Origin of the sequence: Kitasatospora sp. NPDC059827, from assembly GCF_042731675.1 — a bacterium.
In the GTDB taxonomy this organism is placed as follows: domain Bacteria; phylum Actinomycetota; class Actinomycetes; order Streptomycetales; family Streptomycetaceae; genus Kitasatospora.
Genome location: NZ_JBHWIV010000020.1, coordinates 107,019 through 129,503 on the forward strand (window position 1 = coordinate 107,019; position 22,485 = coordinate 129,503).

The window sequence follows — 22,485 nt, forward strand, 5'->3', positions numbered from 1 at the left end:
CAGGCTGATGCTGCAAGGAACGGACGAGAAGGCGGGCGGGGCGAGGATGCGCGGCATGAGGGTGTTGGTGGCCGGGGCCGGGATCGGGGGGCTCTGCCTAGCGCAGGGGTTGGTCCGGGCCGGGATCGACGTGCGGGTGTTCGAGCGGGAGGGCGCGGCGGACAGCCGGTACCAGGGGTTCCGGATCGGGCTGGACGAGCCCGGACTGGCCGCGCTGCGGGAGTGCCTGCCGCCCAGGCTGCACGGCCTGCTGGCGGCGGTGACCGGACCGCTCGCCGGCGAACGGCGTGTGGTGGACGAGCAGTTGACGGAGCTGCGGCGGCTCGGCCCGACCAGCGGGGGCACCGCCGCCGACCGGCACGTGCTGCGGCAGCTGCTGCTGGCGGGGCTCGGGGACCGGGTGGAGTTCGGGCGGGCGGTCGTCGGGTACCGGGAGCGGGCGGACGGCCGGGTGGAGGCACGGTTCGCGGACGGCACCGGCGTGCTGGGCGACCTGCTGGTCGGGGCGGACGGCGTGGGCTCGGCCATACGGCGGCAGCTGCTGCCCGGGGCCGAGGTCGCCACCGTACCGGGCGGCGCGCTGCTGGGACGCACCCCGATGACCGAGCGGCTCGCCGCGCTCGTACCGGGCGCCGGCACCCTGGTCCAGGGGCCCGGGGCGAGCCTGCTGATCGGCCGGATGGAGTTCCGCCGCCCGCCCCGGCTCGCGGCGGCCGAACTGGCACCGGAGGTGGAACTGCCGGACACCGGAAGCTACCTGCGCTGGGTGGTGATGCTGCCCGAGCCGCTCGGGGGCCCCGCACCGACGGACTGGGCGCAGGTGCGCGACCGACTGCTCGTCCTGGTCCGCGACTGGCACCCCGACCTGGTCGAGCTGGTCCGGCGGTCCGACGTCGGCAACAGCTCACCGCTGACGTTCCGCTACTCCGAGCCGGTACCCCACTGGGGCACCGGGCCGGTCACCCTGCTCGGCGACGCCATCCACCCCATGCCGCCCAGCGCCGGCCAGGGCGCCAACCTCGCGTTCCGCGACGCCGCCCTGCTCTGCCGCTCGCTCACCGCCGTCCACCGCGGCGAGGCCGAACTGCCCTCCGCCGTCCAGGAGTACGAACTGCGGATGCTCGACCGGGGCTTCACCGCGGTCGCCGCCGGACTGGCCCGACTCCCGGACTTCACCCCGGCACGCTAGGCACCGCCTACGGGCGGCCCCGTTCGGCGATGGCTCCGGCGACCGCGGCCAGGTGGTGGGAGGTCTCCCAGGCACGGCGCTGGCCGGGGTTGCCGGGGCCGGTCACGAGGTCGAGGGCACGGCGGCGGATCTCCTCTCCGCCCCAGGAGGCGTCGGGGCGGGTGATCCCAGACGCCGGCCCGGGTGAGCTGACGGCACAGCCGGAGGGCTTCCAGACCCGTCGCGTCGACCGCCCGGACGACGTGCCAGTGGCGGCCGCCGGTGTAGCGCAGGTTGGCGGGCGCGGCCCGGACCTCGGCGGGTTCCGGCGGGTCGGGGTGGGTGACGCCGTGGTCGCCGAAGTCGGGCGGCGGGCCGGCCGCCCCGCGGGCGACGTGCTCCCAGAGGTCCAGCTCGTGACGGCGCAGGGCGGTCAGGACGTACGGCCGGACCCGGCGCAGACTCGGCGGGAACGCCCCCGCTGCCAGCGCGATGTGGCGCCAGGGGTGTGCGCGGGCCCAGCCGAGGACGGCGAGCGCGCGTGGCACCAGGGCGGTGACCGCGTCGGGGCCGGGCAGGTAGCCGGCGTCGAGCAGCAGGTCGGTGTCCTGCGGGGTGAGCGCCACGGCGGCCAGGACGGCGCGCACGTCCTCGGTCAGGTCACCCGGACTGCCGGGGAGGTGGTGCAGGTCGATCCGGAGGCAGCCGCCGGCGCCGTGGGCCCGCTGGGCCCGGCGGATCTCGTCGAGGGAGCCGACCGGGTCGGTGGTGCGGAAGGCGGGGATGAGCGTCTGGAGCCACTGCTCGAAATGTTCGCTGAGCCACCGCATGGCGTGGCCGCGGTAGCCGGTCCCGACCGCGCCCTGCTGCCAGAGTTGACCGCAGTCGACGGTGACGGTCAGCTGGGCGGGGAGGTGGTCGCCCGCGTGGCGGGCGAAGGTCTGCACGACATCGGCCAGGCGCCGGTCGGGGTGGACTTCGAGCAACGGGCGAATGCGCGCCTGCACTTGGGCGCCGATATGGCTCAGGGCGATGAACTCGCCCGCCTTGCCGCGCAGGATCGGTACGTACTCCATCGGCCCCCCGCTGACGGTCGTGCGTGCACGGTGCGTCGCTGTCGCTCCGTCAGTGTGCGGTGCACGCCGCCGCCCCACCAGGGCGCGTACCGGGCGCACTCGCCCCCGGTACGCGCCTCGGTGCGCCCTGCGTCAGCGTGCGAGGAGGCGGTCGCCGTCCTGGGTGCGGAGGAGGTCGCAGAGGGCGCGCAGGCCGGATTCGGCCTGCGCGATCTGGGGGTCGGTGATCTGGACGGAGGGTTCGATCCGCAGGGTGGTCGACGCGCTGGCGGTCGGGAAGACCCGCAGGGCGTGGGTGTGGAGGAGGTAGCCGGCGGCGGCGTAGCCGAGGACGCCGGCCCGGGAGAGTTCGCGCAGGGCCGGGGAGGTGGAGTCGCTCTGGTCGTGCAGCTCCAGGCCGAGCATCAGGCCGCAGCCGCGGACGTCGGCGACGACGTCCTTGAAGTCGTCGCGGATGCCCTCCAGTCGGGCCAGGATCCGTTCGCCGCGTTCGGCGGCCTGCCGGTAGCGGGCGCCGCCGTCGGCCTCCAGCAGGTCCAGGGTGCGGGCGGCGATCAGGGTGGAGAAGGCGTCCTTGGCGAAGGTGGAGCTGTGCAGCAGCTCGAAACCGGGCCGGTGGCGGCGGTGGTGCACCAGCATGACCGCGGCCTTGGCGAGGCCGCCGCCGAGGCTCTTGGCGAGCACGTAGTAGTCGCCGCGCAGCCCGATGGCGGAGCTCGCCAGGAAGCTGCCGGTGCGGCCCATGCCGCTCTGCACCTCGTCCACCACGATCGGGCAGTCCGCCTCGGCGCAGATCCGCTGGAGCTCGCGCGCGTACCCGGCGGTGAGCGGCCGGACCCCGCCCTCGCCCTGGACGGGTTCCAGCACCAGGGCGCACAGCCGGGGCAGCCGGTGCTCGACCAGGTCCACGGTGCCGTCGGAGACGGTGAGGCCCAGTGCCGCCCGGTGTTCCTCGGCGATCGCCGCGGCGAGGGCGGCCGGGTCCTCGGCGGGGACGAACCGGCAGGGGGCGGCCAGGGCCCGGAAGGGCTCCCGGACGACCGGGTTGTGGGTGAGCTGGACGCTGCCGACAAGCTTGCCGTGGAAGCCGCCGGTCAGGGCGAGCAGCACGGGCGGCTCCTCGGCCCGCACCCGGTTGGCGGCGGTGAGGGCGGTGGCCAGGGACTCGAAGTCCTGGCCGTCGGCGAGCTGCCGGGCGGCCGCGGAGAGGACGGCGCCGTCCCGGACGGCCCGGCGGGCCCGGTCGATCTCCTCGTCGATCCGGGCGAGCAGCTCGGCCGCCTTGAGCCCGCGGTCGAGTTCGGCGTGCTTGACGGCGGCCTCGACCGCCTCGGCGCCGCTGTTGGCGAAGACGGCGGTGTACGGGCCCGGGTCGCCGGTGTCGCGGTGGATGATCTCGTTGAGCCGCCGGGCGACGGTCTCGGCGTACGGGTGCAGTGAGAACTGGGCGTGCACCGGCACCCGCGCGCTCAGCAACTCCTGGGCGAGGGCGAGGATCTCGGGGTGGTTGTGGCCGAGGATCGTCGCGCCGAAGCCGCCGACGAGGTCGAGCACGGGGAGTTCGCGGCCGTCGTCGCCGCGCCGGTAGAGGGTGTCGCCCTCGGCGCGGACGTACTCGACGGCCAGGCCCAGGGACTCCAGTTGGGCGCGGAGGAAGGGTTCGGCCAGACCGGTGGTGGTCATCGCGGTGCCTTTCTGGCGGTGCCGGTCAGAGCCGGGTGTCGATGAAGCGGAGGAGGTCGTCGTCGTCGGCGGCGGCGATTTCGTCGGCCAGTTCCCTGGCCAGTTCCCTGGTCGGTTCCTTGGCCGGTTCCTTGGCCCGTCGCTCGGTCGGGACGCTCGCCGTCGGAGCGGCGGCGGGCTCGAGCCGCTGGAGCAGGGTGCGCAGCCGGGCGGTGAGGTCCGCGCGGGACTCCTCGTCCACGGCCGTGAGGGTGCGTTCCAGGGTGTCCAGGGCGGCGGCCGCCTGCCGGTGTTCCCGGACGGAGCCGAGCAGTCGGCCCAGCTGCTCGGCGACGGCGGCCGGGCTGGGGTGGTCGTAGACCAGGGTGGCGGGGAGCCGGGCGCCGGTGAGCCGGGCCAGCCGGTCGCGCAGTTCGAGCGCCATCAGGGAGTCGAAGCCCGCGTACTCGAAGGGTTCCTCGGCCGGGATCCGCTCGTCCGCCCCGAGCACCTCGGCGGCCTCGGCCCGGACCAGGTCGAGCAGGGCGGCGGGGTCGGCGGCGACCAGCCGGACGGCCTGCGGTTCGGGAGCCGCGGTACCGGGCGCGGGGTCGGCGGTGCCCCGGGTGGGATCTGCGGTACCGGCTTCGGCGAGGTCGCGCAGCATCGCGGGAACCGGGTGCCGGACGGCGCCGGGGTCCAGGGCGAGCGGGACGAGGACGGCCCGGCCGTCGGCGAGGCCCGCGTCGAACAGTCGCAGCCCCTCGGCGGGGTGGAGCGGCCGGACGCCGGTGCGGGCCAGCCGGGCCCGGCCGGCCCGGCCCAGGGCGGCGGCCATGCCGTCGGGCGCGTCCCAGGACCCCCAGGCCAGCGACACCGCGGGCAGGCCGGCGGCCCGGCGGCGGGTCGCGAGGCCGTCCAGGAAGGCGTTGGCGGCCGCGTACCCGGCCTGGCCCGCGGTGCCCAGGACACCGGCGGCGGAGGAGCAGAGCACGAGCGCGACGGGTGCGGGGAGCTCGCGGGTGGCCCGGTCGAACCAGACGGCGGCGTCGGCCTTGGGGCGCAGCACGGTGTCGAGCCGCTCCGGGGTCTGGGAAGCGACCACCGCGTCGTCCAGCACCCCGGCGGCGTGCACGACGACGGTGAGCGGCGCCTCGGCGGGCACGCCCGCGACCAGGGCGCGGACCTGCTCCCGGTCGGCGACGTCGCACCGGACGGCCTCCGCGTGGGCTCCCAACTCCGCCAGCTCGCCGCAGAGTTCGGCGGCCCCGGGGGCATCCGCGCCGCGCCGGGAGGCGAGCAGGACGCGGCGCAGGCCGTGGCCGGTCACCAGGTGGCGGGCGATCAGCCGGCCGAGCAGGCCGGTGCCGCCGGTGACGATCGCGGTACCGGCCGGGTCCAGCACCGGGCCGTCCGTCGGCGCGGGGGTGCGGGCGGCCAGGCGGGGCACCCGGACGGCCGGGCCGCGGAGGGCGAACTGCGGCTCGTCCGCGGCGGCCGCCGCGCCCAGGGCGGCCGCGACCGCGCGGGCGCAGTCCTCCGGGGTCGCGTCGGCGGGCAGGTCGAGGTCGGCGAGCACCAGGCGGCCGGGGTGCTCGGTCTGGGCCGAGCGGACCAGGCCGCACACGGCGGCCTCGGCCGGGTCGACGGGTTCACCGTCCTCGGTCGCCACGCCGTGGCGGGTGGCGACGACCAGGCGGCGGCCCTCGTACCGGGGGTCGGCGAGGAAGTGCTGGACGGCCGTCAGAGCGCGGGCGGTCGCGCGCCGGACCCGTACGGTGTCCTCGGCGGGGGCTTCGGCGTCGGTGACGTCGGCGGGCGGGAGCAGCAGCCAGCCGGACGCGTCCGGGGGCGGCGCCGCCGGGTCCGCGAGCGGTGTCACCGGGACGGGCGCCGCGCCGCGCGCGGGCACGTCCCGCCAGGCGAGGCGGAACAGGTCCCCCGTGCTCGCGAACGCCCGCACCGGTACCGGCTCCGGCTGCGCCCCTGGCCCCGACTGCGACACCGGCTCCGGCCAGTACCGCCGCCCCCGGAAGGGGTAGGTCGGCAGGTCGATCCGGTGCGCGCCGGGCGGCAGCAGCGGAGTCCAGTCGACCGGGACGCCCCGGACGAAGGCCTCGGCGAGCGAACGGGCGAACCGCCCCCGGCCGCCCTCACCCCGGGTCAGGCTGCCGCAGACCACGGCGGCCCGGCCCGCCCCGGTGTCGGCCAGCGTCGCCTCGATCGCCGTACCCAGCACCGGGTGCGCGCCGACCTCGACGAAGGTCGTGAAGCCCTGCTCGGCGAGCGCCCGGACGGCGGGTTCGAAGCGGACCGGATGGCGCAGGTTGCGGTACCAGTAGTCGGGCCCGACCGGCCCGCCGACCCAGTCGCCGTCGACCGTCGAGTACCAGGGCACCACCGGCGCCGACGACCGTACGCCGTCGAGGAGTTGCAGCAGTTCCGGCTCCAGCTGCGCCACCTGCGCGGTGTGCGAGGCGTAGTCGACCGGGATCATCCGCACGTCGATCCCGCGCCGCTCCAGCTCGGCGTGGAACCCGCTGAGCGCCGCGCCGTCCCCACCGACCACGGTGCGCTCCGGCCCGTTCACGGCGGCGATCTCGACTCCCCCGCCGCAGGCCCGGATCCAGTCCCGGACGCGGCACTCGGGCAGCGGCACGGAGAGCATCCCGCCGGTGCCCGCGAGGCGGGTGCCGATGGCCCGGCTGCGCAGCGCGACCGTCCGGGCGGCGTCCGCCAGGGTCAGCGCGCCGGCCGCGCAGGCGGCGGCGATCTCGCCCTGCGAGTGGCCGAGGACGACCGCCGGACGGACGCCGTACGACTGCCAGAGGGCGGCGAGCGAGACCATCACCGCGAAGGACACCGGCTGGGCGACGTCCACCCGGTCCAGCGGCGGGGCGTCGGGGGCACCGTGCACGACGTCGGCGAGCGACCAGTCGACGTACCGGGCGAGGGCCTGTTCGCAGGCGGCCATCCGCTCGGCGAAGACCGCTTCGGACTGCCACAACTCCCTTCCCATGCCGGCCCATTGGGCGCCCTGACCGGGGAAGACCAGGACCACGTCCTGGTCCACCCGGTCCGCCGGCGCGGTGCCGGTGACCAACCCGGGGACCGCCCCGCCCGCCCCGCCGGACCCGCTCGCGCCGCCTGCCGCGCCCGCCGCGAGGGCCCGCAGCGCCGCGCGGGCCTGCGTCCCGTCCGCCGCCAGCACGACGGCCCGGTACTCGAACAGCGCCCGCCCGGCGAGTGCGGAGCGCGCCGCGTCCTGCGGCCGGGCCCCGTCGTCCAGCAGGTCGGCCAGCCGCCCGGCCTGGGCGGCCAGTGCCTCCGGGGTCCGGGCGGAGATCACGAGCGGCACCAGCGGCACCAGCGGTTCCGGCCCGGCCGCGGTGGCGGGTTCCTCGATCGGGGCCTGCTCCAGCAGCACATGGGCGTTGGTCCCGCTGATCCCGAACGAGGAGACCCCGGCCCGGCGCGGGCGCCGCCGCTCAGGCCAGGGGGCGGTGGCGGTGCGCAGCCGCACCGCGCCGCCGGGCCAGTCGACCCGGGTGCTCGGGCGGTCGACGTGCAGGGTGCGGGGCAGGACGCCGTGCCGGAGGGCCAGCACGGTGGCCGCCACGCCGACCACACCGGCGGCCGCCTGGGTGTGCCCCAGGTTGGACTTCACCGAACCCAGCAGCAGGGGCTCGGCGCGCTCCGGCCCGTACGCGGCGATCAGCGCCTGGGCCTCGATCGGGTCGCCCAGCACGGTGCCGGTGCCATGGGCCTCCACCGCGTCGACCTCGTCGGCTCGCAGTCCGGCGTCGGCCAGGGCGCGGCGGATCACCCGTTGCTGGGCGGGGCCGTTGGGCGCGGTCAGCCCGTTGGAGGCGCCGTCCTGGTTGACGGCGGAGCCGCGGACCACGGCGAGCGGGCGGCGGCCGGCCCGCCGGGCGGCGGAGAGCCGCTCCAGGACGAGGACGGCGACGCCCTCGGCCCAGCCGGTGCCGTCCGCGGCCTCCGCGAAGGGCTTGCAGCGCCCGTCGGGGGCGATGCCGCGCTGGCGGGAGAACTCGACGAAGGCGTCCGGGGTGACCATCACCGTCGCCCCGCCGACCAGCGCGGTGGTGCACTCGCCGGCCCGCAGCGAGCGCAGTGCCAGGTGCAGGGCGACCAGCGAGGAGGAGCAGGCGGTGTCCACCGCGACGGCCGGGCCGTGGGTGCCCAGGACGTACGCGACCCGGCCGGCGGCGATGCTGGTCGCGCTCCCGGTGACCCGGTAGCCGTCGGCCGTGCGGGAGACCGGGACGCGCTCGGTGTAGCCGTTGGCGAACACGCCGGTGAACACGCCGACGTCCTGGCCGCGCAGGGCGGTCGGGGCGATGCCGGCCCGTTCCAGCGCCTCCCAGCTGGTCTCCAGCAGGAGCCGCTGCTGGGGGTCCATCGCGGCGGCCTCGCGCGGGGAGATGCCGAAGAAGTCGGCGTCGAAGAGTGCGGCGTCGCGCAGGAAGCCGCCGTGCCGGGTGTCGGAGCGGCCGGGGGCCTCGGGGTCGGGGTCGGCGAGGGCGGCGAGGTCCCAGCCGCGGTCCTCGGGGAAGCCGGAGACGGCGTCCCGTTCCTCGCTGAGCAGCTGCCAGAGCGCCTCGGGGGTGGTGACGCCGCCGGGGAGGCGGACGGCCATGCCGGTGATCACCACCGGGTCGTCGGCGGGCCCGGTCGCGGGGTCGGGCACGGGCTCGGACTCGGTCCCGAACTCGCCTTCCGTGGAGGGGGTTTCGCCGAGCCGGGCGCGCAGCAGCGCGACGACGGCCGCCGGGGTCGGGTGGTCGAAGGCCAGCGTGGCGGGCAGTGTCAGGCCGGTGGCCTCGGCCAGCCGGTCGCGCAGGGCGACGGCCCGGAGGGAGTCCAGGCCGAGTTCGGCGAAGCCGGTGGTGGCGCCGTAGCGGCGGCCGGGCGGGAAGCCGAGCGCCGACTCGGTCGCGGCCGCGACCAGTGCGGCCAGGCCGTCCGGGCGCGGCGGCCCGGGGGCTTTCGTTGCGGCGGTTTCCGCCGCGCGGGCTTCCGTCGCGCAGGCTTCCGTCATGGCGGACAGCAGCAGCCGCAGCGCCGCCAGGTCGGCCTTGCCGGCGCCGTTGCGCGGGAGCTCCGCGACCAGGTGCAACCGGACGGGCAGCTTGTGCGGCGCCAGCCGGGCCGCGCCGAACTCCCGTACCGCCTCCAGGCTCGGGGCACTGCCGGGCTCGGCCACGGCCACCGCGACGACGGTCTCGCCCCACTCCGGGTGGGCGGTGCCGAGGACGGCGAGTTCGCGCAGGCCGGGGCAGTCGGCCAGGGCGCGCTCGACCTCGGCGGGGTAGACCTTCTCGCCGTTCTGGATGATGACGTTCTTGAGCCGGTCGACCAGGTACAGGCAGCCGTCGGCGTCCAGCCGCCCGAGGTCGCCGGTGCGGAACCAGCCGTCGGCGTCGCGGAGTTGCTCCTCGTCGCGCCAGTAGCCGGGCGAGACGTGCTTGCCGCGCACCCAGACCTCGCCCGGCCGGTCCGGGTCGGCGACGTCCGTACCGGTCTCCGGGTCGACGATCCGCAGCTGGGTGAAGGGCATCGCCCGGCCCGCCGAGCCGGCCTTCGCCAGGGTGAGCTCCGGCGGCAGGTAGCTGGCGAAGCAGGCGGTCTCGGTCAGGCCCCAGGCCTGCTGGAGCAGCACCCCGCGGGCCGCGTAGTCGCGGACCAGCCCGGGCGGGACGGGGGCACCGGCCACCACGGCGCCGCGCAGCGCGGACAGGTCGGCGGCGGCGAAGCCGGGCTGCCGGGCCAGCAGGGCGTACATCGAGGGGACGGCGAAGAAGGTGTCGACCCGGAGGGCGACCAGGTCGCGCAAGGTCCGCTCGGGGTCGAAGCGGCGGCGCAGCACGGTGGTGCCGCCGTGGCCGAGGTTGCGCAGGGTGAAGCAGTTGAGCCCGCCGATGTGCGACAGCGGGGTGACCACCAGGTTGACGTCGTCCTCGCGGGTGGTCATCGCCGCGTCGATGTTGGCGGCGTTCCACCAGATGTTGCCGTAGGTGAGCCGGACGCCCTTGGGCCGGCCGGTGGTGCCGGAGGTGTACAGCAGGACGGCGAGGTCCTCGGCGTCCAGCGGCGCGGGCTGGCGCGGCGGCTGGGGGGCCGCCGCCAGCGCGGGGGCGAGCAGCGTCCAGCGCGGGTCGGGCGGGCCGGTCACGGGGGCGGCCGGGTCGTCGTCCACCAGCAGCAGCCGCGCCCCGGACGCCGGGTCGACCAGCGGCGCGTGGCCCGGTTCGGCGACCACGGTGTGCGCTGCGCAGTCCCGCAGCAGCTCCGCCACCTCGGCGGCGCCGAGCCGGTGGTTGACGGGCACGAAGGCGGCGCCCAGCCAGCCGCAGGCGAGGTACGTCACCAGCAGTGTCGGGCTGTTCAGGCCCAGGTAGGCAACCTGGCGGCCGGCCGTCACCCCGCCGTCGGCGAGCACCTCGGCCAGGCGGCCGGCCCGGTCCAGCAGTTCGGGGTAGCCAATCTCGGCTTCCTCGTAGTGCAGGGCCGGGCCCGCCCCGGGCCGCTGGGCCGCGCGGCGCAGCGCGTCGATCGGGGTGATCTCCAGATGCATGGTCGTCCTCCTGGTCGGGCGGGCGGGGCGCGGTCAGGCGGTGGGCACGGGCGGCGTGGCGCCCGTGCCGATACCGGTGCCGGTACCAGTGCTGGCGCCGGTGCCGGTCGGGGGCGGCAGCCAGCCGGTGCGGACGAAGAAGTCCACGTACCGGCGGAACAGCGGCAGGTCGATCGGCGGGCAGGCGATCCCGCTCCCGGCCAGCGCCGCTTCGGCGGCGGACACGTCCATCAGCGGGTGGACGGCCCGGTGGCCGGCGATCCGCTCGAACGGGTCGAGCAGCGGGGTGAGCGCGTTGCCCGGGTGGGCCCGCACCGTCCGGCACCACCGCTCGAGCTCCACCTCGGGCAGCGAGTACCCCAGTTCCCGCAGGTAGCCGGTCAGTTCGCCGTACCCCTCGGTGCTGGTGTTCTGCAGGTGGAAGGTCCGGCCGGCGTTCCCGCGCTGCCCGGCCAGGGTGGTGACGGCCGCGCTGATGTAGTCGACGGGGGCCAGGTGGACGGCGCCCGCGCCCGCGAGCCCGGCCGGGACGGCCCCGGACTGGACCAGGCCCTTGAGGCTCAGCCAGAAGAAGTCCCTGGTCTGGCAGGCTCCGTGGACCTGGTCGCCGCAGACCACGTCGACCCGGTACACCGTCACCGGCAGTCCGCGCTCCCGGGCGATCCCCACCACCTGTTCGGCCACCCACTTGCTCTGGGCGTAGCCGTTGGCCAGCACCTGCGGCGGGCCGGTCGGGGAGGACACGGCGCGCGGGCCGGGCTCCGCGCCCTTCTCCGCGAACACGGCGGTGGAGGAGACGTGGTGCACTGGCACGGTACGGTGCCGGGCGGCCAGCCGGAGCACCTCCCGGGTGCCGTCGACGTTGGCGGCCCGGAGTTCGCTGTACGGGCGCAGCCAGTTGACGGCGGCCCCGGCGTGGTGGACCACGTCGACGATCCGGGCGAGCCGGTCGAACTCCAGCTCGGTGAGGCCGAGTCGGGGCCGGCTGAGGTCACCGACCACGACCGCGAGGCGGTCCGGTTCGACCTCGTCCCACACCCGGTACCAGCTCAGGCGTTCGCGCAGCCGCTCGGCGGCCGCGGCCGGGTCGGCGGCGCGCACCAGGCAGTGCACGGTCGCCTTGGTGGAGCGCATCAGGTCGCGCAGCAGGAAGGCGCCGAGGAAGCCGGTCGCGCCGGTGAGCAGGATCTCCCGGGGTTCGACGGCGTCCGCGACGAGCTCGGCGGCCGGGCGGACGTCCTCGTCCAGGCGGACGTCGGCGGCGAACTCCCCGGCCGGACCGGGCGCGTAGCCCGGATCCGCGCCCACCGGTTCCGTGCCGAGCGGTTCCGCGCCGAGCGGTTCCGTGCCCACCGGTTCCGTGCCCACCGGTTCCGCGCCGGCCCGATCAGGAGCCCCGGTCGGTGTGCCGGCCCCGGCGGGTGCCTGCGGCCCGGCGAGCACCGCCAGCAGGTGGTCCGCCAGCGCCGCCGGTGTCGGATGGGCGAACACCGCCCCGGGGGCGAGCCGCAGACCGGTCAGCGCGTCCAGCCGGTTGCGCAGCTGCACGGCGGCGAGTGAGTCGAAGCCCAGCGCCGGGAAGGCGTCCTCGGCGCCGACAGCGGCCGCGTCGGGGTGGCCGAGCACCCGGCCGGCCTCCCGGCGGACCAGCTCGACGGCCTCCGCGCGGGCCCGCTCCGGCGCCAGCGCGCCGATCGTCCGGGCGAACGGCTCCGCCGCCGCCTCCGCCGTCCCGGCGCGGGGCCGGGGCGGCAGCGGCGCGAGGCCGGTGAACACCGTCGGGAGCTCGGCGGGGTGGCGCCGCATCGCGGCCAGGTCCAGCGGTGCGGCGAGGACGGCGGCCCGCGGCCCGGTCAGGGCCGCGTCCAGCAGCGCCGGGCCGTCGGCCGCGGTGACCGGGCGCAGCCCGCTGCGGCCGATCCGCCGCAGATCGGCCTCGCCGAGGTGCCCGGCCATCCCGCCCTCGTCCTGCCACAGGCCCCAGGCGACGGAGGTGGCGGGCAGGCCGAGGGTGGCCCGGTGCTCGGCGAGCGCGTCCAGGAAGGTGTTGGCGGCGGCGTAGTTGGCCTGGCCCGGCCCGCCGACGATCCCGGCGACGGAGGAGAACAGCACGAAGGCGGACGGCCGGTGCGGGAGGGTCAGCTCGTGCAGGTGCCAGGCCGCGTCGACCTTGGGGCGCAGCACCGCCGCCAGCCGTTCGGGGCTCAGCGCGGCCAGCAGGCCGTCGTCCAGCACCCCGGCCGCGTGCACGACGGCGGTCAGCGGCCGGTCGGCGGGGACGGCGGCCAGCAGCTCCGCGAGCGCGGTCCGGTCGGCGACGTCGCAGGCCGCGACGGTGGCCCGCGCGCCGAGGGCGGCCAGTTCGGCGACCAGGGCGGCCGCGCCGGGGGCCGCGGGCCCACGCCGACCGGTGAGCAGCAGGTCGCTCACGCCGTGCCGGCGCACCAGGTGGCGGGCGAACACGGCTCCGAGGGCGCCGGTGCCGCCGGTGAGCAGCACGGTGCCGCCGGTGGGCCAGGGCGGGGCGGGGGTCGCGGAGCCGCCGTCGGACGGCCCGGACCGGGCCAGGCGCGGGACCAGCACCCGCCCGGCGCGGATCGCCGCCTGGGGTTCGCCGGTGGCGAGCAGCGCGGGGAGGGCGGCGGTGGAGGCCGGGTCGTCGTCCAGGTCGACCAGCACGATCCGGTCGGGGGCCTCGGACTGGGCCGAGCGCAGCAGGCCCCAGACGGTGGCGGCCGCCGGGTCGCTCACCCCGGCCACGGCGCCCCGGGTCGCCACCACCAGCGGGACGCCGGTGGCGCGCCGGTCGGCCGACCAGCACCGGGCCAGCTCCAGGGCTCGGGCCGCCAGTGCGTGGGCCCGGGCCGGGACGTCGGGCCGGGTACCGGGCAGCAGCGGGGCGAGCACCGCGTCGTAGCCGCCGATCGCGCCGAGCAGCTCCTCGACCCGCGCGAACCGGTGGGCCCCGTCCGGAAGTGGTCCGGCGCCGTCCGGAAGTGGTCCGGCCCCGTCCGGCAGTGGTCCGGCGCCGTCGGTGAGCACCGCCCAGCGCACGTGCGGCGCCGACGACGGCAGGGTGAGCGGCGCCCAGTCGACGTGGAACAGCCCGTCCCGAGCGCGGTTCCGCTGCGCCGCGGCCGCCCGGTCGTGCCCGTCCGTCGCCCGCAGGCGCACGGCCTCGACCTCGGCGACCGGCCGCCCGGCGGGGTCGGTCAGCCGCAGCGCCGTGCCGTCCGGCCCGGGTGTGATCCGGGCCCGGAGCCGGGTGGCGCCCGCCGCGTGGAGCCGGACGGCGCGCCACTCGGCGGCGAGCCCGGGGCCGGCGCAGCGCACCGCCGCGTCCAGCAGCTCCGGGTGCAGTCCCCAGCCCTCCGCCGTCGTACCGTCCGGAAGCGCCAGTTCGGCGAACAGCTCGCCGTCCAGCCCCCAGAGCGCCGTGACCCCGTCGATGTCCGTCGGCACGGCCTGTGCGCCCGGTGGCGGCCAGGCTCCCTCGTCGGCGACCGTCCGCGCGCCGCCCCGGCCGAGCGCGCCCGAGGCCACCGGGGCCCAACCGCCGCTCCCCCCGGCCCGGGTGTGCACGGTGAACGCCCGACGCCCCCGGTCGTCCGCCGGTGCGAGCACCAACTGCGCCTCCAGCGAGCCGCGTTCGGGCGGCTCCGGCAGACAGCCGACCGTCAGCCCGGCCAGCACCGCGCACCCGGCCTCCTCGCCCGCCCGCAGCGCCAGCTCCACCAGCTCGGCCGGGGACCGGCCGGGCAGCCGTCCGTCGAGGACCAACTCCGCGCGCCCGGCCAGTTCGGTGACGCCGGTCAGCAGCGGGTGGCCGAGCGCCCGCCCGGCGGTTCCCCGGCCCGCGACGCGCGGGGGCGTCAGCCAGTACCGCTCCCGCTCGAACGGGTACGTCGGCAGCGCGACCGGCGCCGTCCGCCCGGGCGGGCCGAGGACGGCGCGCCAGTCGACCGGCACCCCGGCCGTCCACAACGCCGCCAGCGCGCCGACCAGCCCGGGCACCTCGGCGGAGCCCGCCCGTGCGCTCGGCACCGCCGTGACCTGCCGGTCGCCGTCGGCGAGGCAGGCGGCCACCAGCGGCGACAGCACCGCGTCCGGGCCCACCTCCAGCACGGTGCCCACGCCCTGGGCGGCCAGGGTGCGGACGGCGTCGAGGAAGCGCACCGGCCGACGCAGGTGCGCCGTCCAGTGGTCCGGGGAGCTCAGCTCCTCTGCGGTGGCGGGGCGGCCGGTCACGGTGGACACCAGCGGCAGCGTCGGCGCGGCCGTCCGGGTGTCCGGCCGGACGCCTGCCACGGCACGCCGGAACTCGGCGAGCACCGGATCCAGTCCGGCGGAGTGCACGGCCCGGCTGATCGCCAGGCGGCGGGTGCGACGGCCACGCTGCTCGGCCTCGGCGGCGACGGCGCCCACCGCCGAGGACTCGCCGGACACCACCACCGAGGCGGGGCCGTTCACCGCCGCCAGCGAGACCTGGCGGCCGTGCCGGGCCAGCAGGTCGACCGCCTCGGCCTCGGAGACCTCCAGGGCGACCACCGCCGCGTCGGCGGGCAGCGCCTCGACCAGCCGGCCCCGAACGGCGAGGACGGTCGCCGCGTCCGGCAGCGACAGCACTCCGGCGACATGGGCGGCCGCGAGTTCCCCGGCCGAGTGCCCGGCCACCACGTCGGGCCGTACCCCGAAGGACTCCAGCAGCCGGAACAGCGCCACCTCGAAGGCGAACACCGCCGCCTGCGCGTAGCCGAAGCGCTCCAGCTCTCCCCCGCCGGCCAGGACGGCGGCGAGCGGCACGGGCAGGTGCGGGTCCAGTGCGGCGCCGACCTCGTCGAAGGCCGTCGCGAAGGCCGGGAACGCCCGGTACAGCTCGCGCCCCTGCTCCGGGCGCTGGGAGCCGTGCCCGGGGAAGAGGAAGGCGAGCCGGCCGGGCCGTACGGATACCACGGACGTCACGGACGCCACGGGCGCTTCGTCGGCGAGTGCCCGCAGACGGCTCGCCAGCTCGTCCCGGTCGGCGCCCACCACGGCCGCCCGGTGCTTGAGCGCGGGCCGCCCGGCCAGGGCCCCGGCGACGGCGCGGGGCGGGGTGTCGGGGTGCCGCTCCAGGTGCGCCAGCAATCGGACGGCCTGGGCGCGCAGCGCGGTGGGCGTGGCGGCGGAGAGCAGCCAGGGCACGGCGGGGAGACCGCCCGGTTCCGGCTCGGGGTCGTCCTCCGGTGCCTGTTCCAGCACCAGGTGGGCGTTGGTCCCGCTCACCCCGAAGGCCGAGACGCCGGCCCGGCGCGGGCCGTCGGTCCGCGGCCAGGGGCGCTGCTCGGTGAGCAGCTCGACCCCGCCCGTCCGCCAGTCGACCAGCGGCGTCGGCGCGTCCACGTGGAGCGTGGCGGGCAGCACGCCGTGGCGCAGCGCCTGCACCGTCTTGATCACCCCGCCGATCCCGGCGGCGGCCGTGGCGTGCCCGAGGTTGGACTTGACCGAGCCGAGCAGCAGCGGTCGCCCGGCCGGGCGGTCCGCGCCGTAGACGGCTTGCAGGGCCTGCGCCTCGATCGGGTCGCCGAGCCGGGTGCCGGTGCCGTGGCCCTCGACGGCGTCGACCTCGGCCGGAGTGAGTCCGGCGTCGGCCAGGGCCCGGCGGATCACCCGCTCCTGGGCGCCGCCGTTGGGCGCGGTCAGCCCGTTGGAGGCGCCGTCCTGGTTGACGGCCGAGCCGCGCAGCACGGCGAGCACCCGGTGCCCATGCCGGCGGGCGTCGGCGAGCCGCTCCAGCAGGACCAGTCCGGCGCCCTCGGCCCAGCCGGTGCCGTCCGCCGCCGCGGCGAAGGACTTGCAGCGGCCGTCCGGCGCCAGGCCGCGCTGGCGGGCGAAGTCGACGAAGCCGAGCGGCGAGGCCAGCACCGTCACGCCGCCCGCCAGGGCGAGCGAGGACTCGCCGTCGCGCAGCGAGCGGGCGGCCAGGTGCAGCGCCACCAGGGAGGAGGAGCAGGCGGTGTCCACGGTGACGGCCGGGCCCTGGAAGCCGAAGGTGTACGCGATCCGGCCGGAGACCACGCTGCCCAGGCGCCCGGTCAGCAGGTAGCCCTCGTACTCGGCCGGGGTGTCCGGGCCGAGGTAGGACTGTTCGGTGGCGCCGGCGAACACCCCGACGTCGGTGCCGCGCAGCGCCGTCGGGTCGATGCCCGCGTGCTCGAACAGCTCCCAGGCGGTCTCCAGCAGCAGCCGCTGCTGCGGGTCCATCGCGGTGGCCTCGCGCGGGGAGATGCCGAAGAACCCGGCGTCGAAGCGGGTGGCGGTGTCCAGGAAGCCGCCCTCGCGGGCGTAGCTGGTGCCGGGCGTCTCGGGGTCGGGGTCGTAGAGGGCGTCGAGGTCCCAGCCCCGGTCGGCGGGGAAGGGGGTGATGGCGTCCCGGCCGTCCAGCACCAGCCGCCAGAGGTCCTCGGGCGAGCCGACGCCGCCGGGGAAGCGGCAGGCCATGCCGACGATCGCGATCGGCCCGTCGTGGGACGACTCCTCCTGGGACGACTCCAGTTCGGCGATCCGGCGCCGGGCGTCGCGCAGGTCGGCGGTGACCCACCGCAGGTAGTCGACGAGCTTCTCCTCGTCCGGCATGCTGGGCTTCCTCTCTCGGCGGACGTGCTGCCGGGCGGGCGGGCGATCAGGTACGGGCGGCGAGCCGCAGCCAGGTACGGGCATGCGGTCAGGTACGGGCGTACGGTCAGGTACGGGCCCGGCCGAGCTCGTGGTCGATGAGGTCGAACAGCTCGTCCTTGGTGGCGGTTTCGAGCCGTCCGAAGCGGCCGAGGAGCTCCCGCAGGCGTTCGGTGACCGCGAGCAGCTCCGGGCCGCCGGCCGGCAGCCGCCCCAACACCGCTTCCAACCGGTCGACTTCGGCGAGTGCGTCCGGACCGTCGGCGGCGGCCGGCCCGTCGGCGGCGGACAGCCGGTCGAGCAGGAGGTCGGCGACGGCGTCCGGGGTGGGGTGGTTGAACAGCACGGTGACCGGCAGCTCAATCCCGGCGAGGGCGGCCAGCCGGTTGCGCAGCTGGACGGCGGTGAGCGAGTCGAAGCCGAACTCCCGGAAGGGGCGCGACACTTCGACGCTCGCCGGGTCGGCGATCCGCAGCACGGCGGCCGCCTCGGCGCGCACCGCGTCGAGCAGGTGGGCGCGCCGCTCCCCGGCGGGCAGGGCGGCCAGGCTCCGGGCCAGCGCGCCCTCGCCCGCCGACCGGGCGGAGGGCGAGGCGGGCGGGGCCTCGGCGGGCGCGGGCGCGGTCGGCTCCAGCCAGTAGCGCTCGCGCTGGAACGGGTACGTCGGCAGGTCGACGTGCCGGGTGCCGGTCCCGGCGAAGAAGGCGGACCAGTCGACGGCGGCCCCGGCCGTGTGGAGCCGGGCCAGCTCCCGGACGACGGCGCAGGGGGCCTCCTCGCCGGGCGCGAGTTCCAGGCTCAGCACCGGCCCCTCCGACGGCGGCCTCTCCGACGGCGACCCGTCCGACAACGGCCCGTCCGACACGAGCCCCTCCGGCAGCGGCCCGCCCTCCGCCAGGAAGCGTTCGGCCCAGGCCTCCGGGTCCGTCCACCGCCCGGCCGGCTCCTCGCCACCGCCCGGGGCCGACAGCAGCGGCACGGTCGGCGCCGCGAGGGCCAGCGCCGCCAACTCCCCCCGGAACTCCGCGCGGGCCGCCGCGCCGCCGCCCTGCCGGAGCAGCCGCTCGCGGGCCGCGAGCAGGGCCACCGCGTCCGGCGCCGGGAGCACCCCGGCGAGGTGCGCGGCCACCACCGCGCCGCTGCCCCGGCCGACCAGCGCCGCCGGGCGCAACCCCCAGGCCGCGTACAGGCGGTGGAGCGCCAGCCGCGCGGCGAAGCCGCCCGACGCCCCGGGCACGGCGTCCAGTTCCTGGTACGCCTCGGCGAACACCGGGAAGGCCGTGCGGAGTTGGCCCACCGCCTCCGGCCCGGGCCCGTCGCCGTCCGGGCAGAGCAGGACCGGCCGGACCTCCCCCGGCACCCGGCGGACCGCGTCCGCCGCGACCGTCCCCGCCAACTCCGCCAGTTGCTCGACGAGTTCGGCGGCCGTACCGCCGACCACCGCCGCCCGGTACGGCAGCGCCGCCCGGGTGGTGGCCAGCGCCCGGGCGACGTCCCGGAAGTCCGGGGCCGTTCCCGGGTCGCCGACCAGCGCCAGCAGATCGCGCGCCCGCTCCGCCAACGCCCGGGCGGACCGGGCCGAGAGGACCCACGGCACCACCGGCAGGACCACCGGCGCCTCCCCCGCCTCCTCGGGCGGCGCCTCCTCCAGGATCACGTGCGCGTTCGTCCCGCCGAGGCCGAAGGAGGAGACCGCCGCCCGGCGCGGCCGCTCGCCCCGGGACCAGTCGCGCGCCTCGGTGAGCAGGGCGACCGCTCCCGACTCCCAGTCCACGTGCGGCGAGGGCTGTTCGGCGTGCAGGGTGGCGGGCAGCCGGCCGCGCCGCAGCGCCTCCACCGTCTTGATCACCCCGCCCACCCCGGCGGCGGCCTGGGCGTGGCCGAGGTTGGACTTGAGCGAGCCCAGCCACAGCGGCCGCTCGGCGGAGCGCTGCCCGTAGGTGCGCAGCAGCGCCCGGGCCTCGATCGGGTCGCCGAGCGCCGTCCCGGTGCCGTGGGCCTCGACGGCGTCGACGTCCTCCGCGGTGAGCCGGGCGTCGGCGAGGGCGGCGCGGATCACCCGTTCCTGGGCGGGGCCGTTGGGCGCGGTCAGCCCGTTGGAGGCGCCGTCCTGGTTGACGGCCGAGCCGCGTACCACGGCGAGCACCCGCCGGCCGTCCCGGCGCGCATCGGACAGCCGGGCGAGCACCAGCAGTCCGGCGCCCTCGCCCCAGCCGACCCCGTCGGCGGCCGCCGAGAAGGCCTTGCACCGGCCGTCCGGGGCGAGGGCGCGCTGGCGCGAGAAACCGAGGAAGGCCGCGGGGGTGGACATCACCGTCACGCCGCCCGCGAGGGCGAGGTCGCACTCGCCGCGGCGCAGCGCCGCGCAGGCCAGGTGGAGGGCGACCAGGGAGGAGGAGCAGGCGGTGTCGACACTGACGGCGGGGCCCTCCAGGCCGAAGGCATAGGCGAGTCGGCCGGAGAGGACGCCGGGGGCGCTGCCGCTGAACAGGTAGCCCTCGAAGTCCTCCCGAGGCAGCTGCGGCCGGCTGCCGTAGTCGTTGTACATCACGCCGGCGTACACGCCGGTGCGGCTGCCGCGGAGGGCCTCGGGCGGGATTCCGGCGCGTTCGCAGGCCTCCCAGGCGATTTCCAGCAGGATGCGCTGCTGGGGGTCGGTGCCGAGGGCTTCCCGGGGGGACATCCCGAAGAATTCGGCGTCGAACCGATCGGCGTCGTACAGGAATCCGCCCTGTTCGACGTAGCTGGTGCCGACGACGTCGGGGTCGGGGTGGAACAGGGAGTCGAGCGGCCAGCCCCTGTTCGACGGGAATCCGGCGACCGCGTCGACCCGGTCGGCGACCAACTGCCAGAGCTTTTCCGGGGAATCGGCGCCGCCGGGGTAGCGGCAGGCCGCGCCGAGGACCGCGATCGGCTCCGACTGCCGTTCCTCCAGGGCGCGCAGGCGTTCCCGGGTGTCGACGGCGTCGGCGACCACGCGCTTCAAGTACTGGCGCAGGGTGTCATTGTCGGCCACGTGGGTCTCCGGTCCTGGGCGGGCGGGCAGGGCGGCGCGACGTCGGACGATCGCGCACGCACCCTAGCCGGGCATCCGATCTCTATCAGATCTGACCCGCCGTCAACATTTCGAGCAGGAAAGTATGCAGAGCATGCAATCGGCCCGGTATTTCCGACGATTCGTCAAAAGCAAACCACATCGGCGAGTTCGGATACGATCACCGGGCTTCCCCCACCCGCTCCGAGACCTCGGGAACGCTCTTGGCACTCGGCAGGTCGTCCCGGCTGCCCTCGCTCTCCGGTCTGCGTTTCGTCGCGGCCGCGGCCGTCGTCGCCCAGCACGCCAGCCTGGTCTGGACCCACGGGCACGGCGAGAGCGCCACCCTGCTCCGCCTCGGGTTCGCCGCGGTGACGTTCTTCTTCCTGCTCAGCGGCTTCCTGCTGACCTGGGCCTGGCGGCCCGGGCAGCCCGTCCCGGTGTTCTGGCGCCGCCGGGTGGCCCGGATCCTGCCCACCCACCTGGTGACCCTGCTGATCGGGGTGCTGCTGCTGGCCGCCACCGGGCGGGCCGTGCCGCTGTGGGCCTGGCTGCCGAACGCGCTGCTCGTCCAGACCTGGTCACCCGGCTTCGACCTGCTGGACCCCGGGGTGAACGGGGTGTCCTGGTCGCTCTGCTGCGACCTGCTCTTCTACCTGCTGTTCCCGGTCATCGCCCGGCGGGCGGCCGCGATCCGCTCCGCACACCTCTGGGCCTGGGCGGCGGCGGCCGTCGCGGCCGCCGTGCTGATCCCGGTGGTGCTCACGGCGGCGCGGCCCGGAAGCGGCGGGCCGTCCTTCGGGCTCGGCGTGACGCTCCGCCAGATCTGGCTCTGCTACACCTTCCCCCCGGCGCGGCTGCCGGAGTTCCTGTTCGGCGTGGTGCTGGCCCGGCTGGTCCGGGAGGGCCGGCTCGACGGCGTCCGGACCTGGCACGGCGCCGCCGCGTTCGCCCTGCTCTACCCGCTCGACCAGCTCTCCCCGCTGCTGTTCGGCGTCGCCGCGATCACCGTCCTGCCGCTGGGCGCGCTGATCGTGGGCGCCGCCAACGCCGACCGGCTGGGCCGGCCGTCCCGGCTCGCCCACCCGGCGGCCGAGCGCCTGGGCGCCCTCTCGCTGACGCTGTACCTGTCGCACTACCTGGTGATCGAGTACGGCGACGCGCTGCTCGACCCGTACGGCACCGCCGACGGGCTCCGGCCGCTGCTGTACACGGCCGTCCTGGTCGCCGGATCACTGGCGGCGGCCTGGCTGCTGCACGCCCTCGTCGAGGAGCCGAGTGTGCGCGCGCTGAACGAGCCCCGCCGCCGCACCGCACCCGTCACCCTGCCGGACCGCCCGAAGGAGACCTCGTGACGACCGATCGCCGCCCTGCCCCTGCCCCCGCCCCCGTTACCGCCCCCGCCCCCGTCGCCGTGCTCGGCCTCGGCCTGATGGGCACGGCGCTCGCCGACGCCTTCCTGGCCGCCGGGCACCGCACCACCGTCTGGAACCGCACCGCCGCCCGTGCCGAGGGCCCGGCCGCCCGGGGCGCCCACCTCGCCGCGACGCCCGCGGAAGCGGCGGCGGCCGCGCCGCTGGTCGTGCTCTGCCTCGGCGACCACCGCGCCGTCGGCGAGGTCCTCGACGCCGCCGGGGACGCCCTGGCCGGCCGGGTCCTGGTCGACGTCACCTCCGGCACCTCCGCGGACGCCGCCGCCGTCGCCGAGGCGGCGGCCCGGTACGGCGCCCGGAGCCTCGACGGCGCCCTGCTGGCCACCCCCGACGCCATCGGAGCCGCCGGGACCGTGGTGCTCTACAGCGGCCCCGAGGCGGCCTTCCGCGCCCACGAGGCGACCCTGACCGCGCTCGGCGGCTGCCCCACCTACCTCGGCGACGGCCCCGGGCTCGCCTCGCTGCACGACGTCGCCCTGCTGGCCGTGCTCTGGTCCGGACTCAACGGCTTCCTCCACGCGGCGGCGCTGCTGCGCACCGCCGGGATCGGCGCGACGGACTTCGCGCCGACCGCCGAGCTGCTGTTCGGCGGCATCGGCGCCTTCCTGGCCCGCTACGCCCGGCAGGTCGACGAGGGCGACTACCCGGCCGAGGACTCGGCGCTGCGCACCCACCTGGCGGCCGCCCGCCACCTGCTGGCCGAGAGCGAGCGGCGCGGCCTCAACCCGGCCCTGCCCCGGCAGCTGACGGCCGTGATGGAGGCGGTGACCACGCGCGGGCACGCCGACGACAGCTTTCGAAATCTGTCATCTGTTCGCTGAACACTGTCCGCCGTCCTCCGTCACGACACTCCGCACAGC

At 77.1% G+C, this 22,485-nt stretch carries 7 protein-coding genes and 1 pseudogene; 3 read left to right on the forward strand and 5 right to left on the reverse strand.

Annotation, left to right across the window (positions count from 1 at the left end; translation table 11 throughout):
* Positions 1-55 precede the first annotated feature (55 nt).
* Positions 56-1,189 carry an FAD-dependent oxidoreductase gene (locus ACFV8H_RS15800; RefSeq protein WP_380400036.1) on the forward strand — a complete coding sequence of 378 codons (1,134 nt, stop codon included), beginning with the start codon at positions 56-58 and terminating at the stop codon, positions 1,187-1,189.
* Here ACFV8H_RS15800 and ACFV8H_RS15805 read toward each other — a convergent pair.
* The 5 genes and pseudogenes from ACFV8H_RS15805 to ACFV8H_RS15825 form a co-directional block, all read right to left on the reverse strand.
* Positions 1,186-2,244 (reverse strand): hypothetical protein, encoded by a 1,059-nt coding sequence (locus ACFV8H_RS15805; protein ID WP_380400038.1) that lies wholly within the window; start codon positions 2,242-2,244, stop codon positions 1,186-1,188. The two genes, ACFV8H_RS15800 and ACFV8H_RS15805, sit on opposite strands and share 4 nt — an antisense overlap.
* A gap of 132 nt (positions 2,245-2,376) precedes the next feature.
* Positions 2,377-3,927, reverse strand: coding sequence for an aspartate aminotransferase family protein (locus ACFV8H_RS15810; RefSeq protein WP_380400040.1), 1,551 nt, complete (start codon positions 3,925-3,927; stop codon positions 2,377-2,379).
* A 25-nt stretch (positions 3,928-3,952) separates the two neighbouring features.
* Entirely contained in the window at positions 3,953-10,504 is a 6,552-nt protein-coding gene (locus ACFV8H_RS15815) for an SDR family NAD(P)-dependent oxidoreductase (RefSeq protein ID WP_380400042.1), read from the reverse strand.
* Positions 10,505-10,537: 33 nt separating this feature from the next.
* The gene (locus tag ACFV8H_RS15820; RefSeq protein WP_380400044.1) at positions 10,538-17,119 is read right to left on the reverse strand and encodes a thioester reductase domain-containing protein; all 6,582 of its coding nucleotides are present in this window, start codon (positions 17,117-17,119) and stop codon (positions 10,538-10,540) included.
* A gap of 106 nt (positions 17,120-17,225) precedes the next feature.
* Positions 17,226-20,168, reverse strand: a pseudogene (locus tag ACFV8H_RS15825) (type I polyketide synthase); the annotation flags it as partial.
* 248 nt (positions 20,169-20,416) lie between these two features.
* Here ACFV8H_RS15825 and ACFV8H_RS15830 point away from each other — a divergent pair.
* The gene (locus ACFV8H_RS15830) at positions 20,417-21,547 is read left to right on the forward strand and encodes an acyltransferase family protein (protein ID WP_380400046.1); all 1,131 of its coding nucleotides are present in this window, start codon (positions 20,417-20,419) and stop codon (positions 21,545-21,547) included.
* Positions 21,544-22,446, forward strand: a complete 903-nt coding sequence (locus ACFV8H_RS15835; protein ID WP_380400048.1) for an NAD(P)-dependent oxidoreductase — start codon at positions 21,544-21,546, stop codon at positions 22,444-22,446. Before ACFV8H_RS15830 ends, ACFV8H_RS15835 begins: the two co-directional genes overlap by 4 nt.
* The last annotated feature ends 39 nt before the right edge of the window (positions 22,447-22,485 follow it).

What these genes read in the sequence shown, in the direction of transcription:
- ACFV8H_RS15800 (WP_380400036.1), top strand. Translation starts at nt 56, where the DNA reads ATGAGGGTGTTGGTGGCCGGGGCCGGGATCGGGGGGCTCTGCCTAGCG.
- ACFV8H_RS15805 (WP_380400038.1), bottom strand. Translation starts at nt 2,244, where the DNA reads ATGGAGTACGTACCGATCCTGCGCGGCAAGGCGGGCGAGTTCATCGCC.
- ACFV8H_RS15810 (WP_380400040.1), bottom strand. Translation starts at nt 3,927, where the DNA reads ATGACCACCACCGGTCTGGCCGAACCCTTCCTCCGCGCCCAACTGGAG.
- ACFV8H_RS15815 (WP_380400042.1), bottom strand. Translation starts at nt 10,504, where the DNA reads ATGCATCTGGAGATCACCCCGATCGACGCGCTGCGCCGCGCGGCCCAG.
- ACFV8H_RS15820 (WP_380400044.1), bottom strand. Translation starts at nt 17,119, where the DNA reads ATGCCGGACGAGGAGAAGCTCGTCGACTACCTGCGGTGGGTCACCGCC.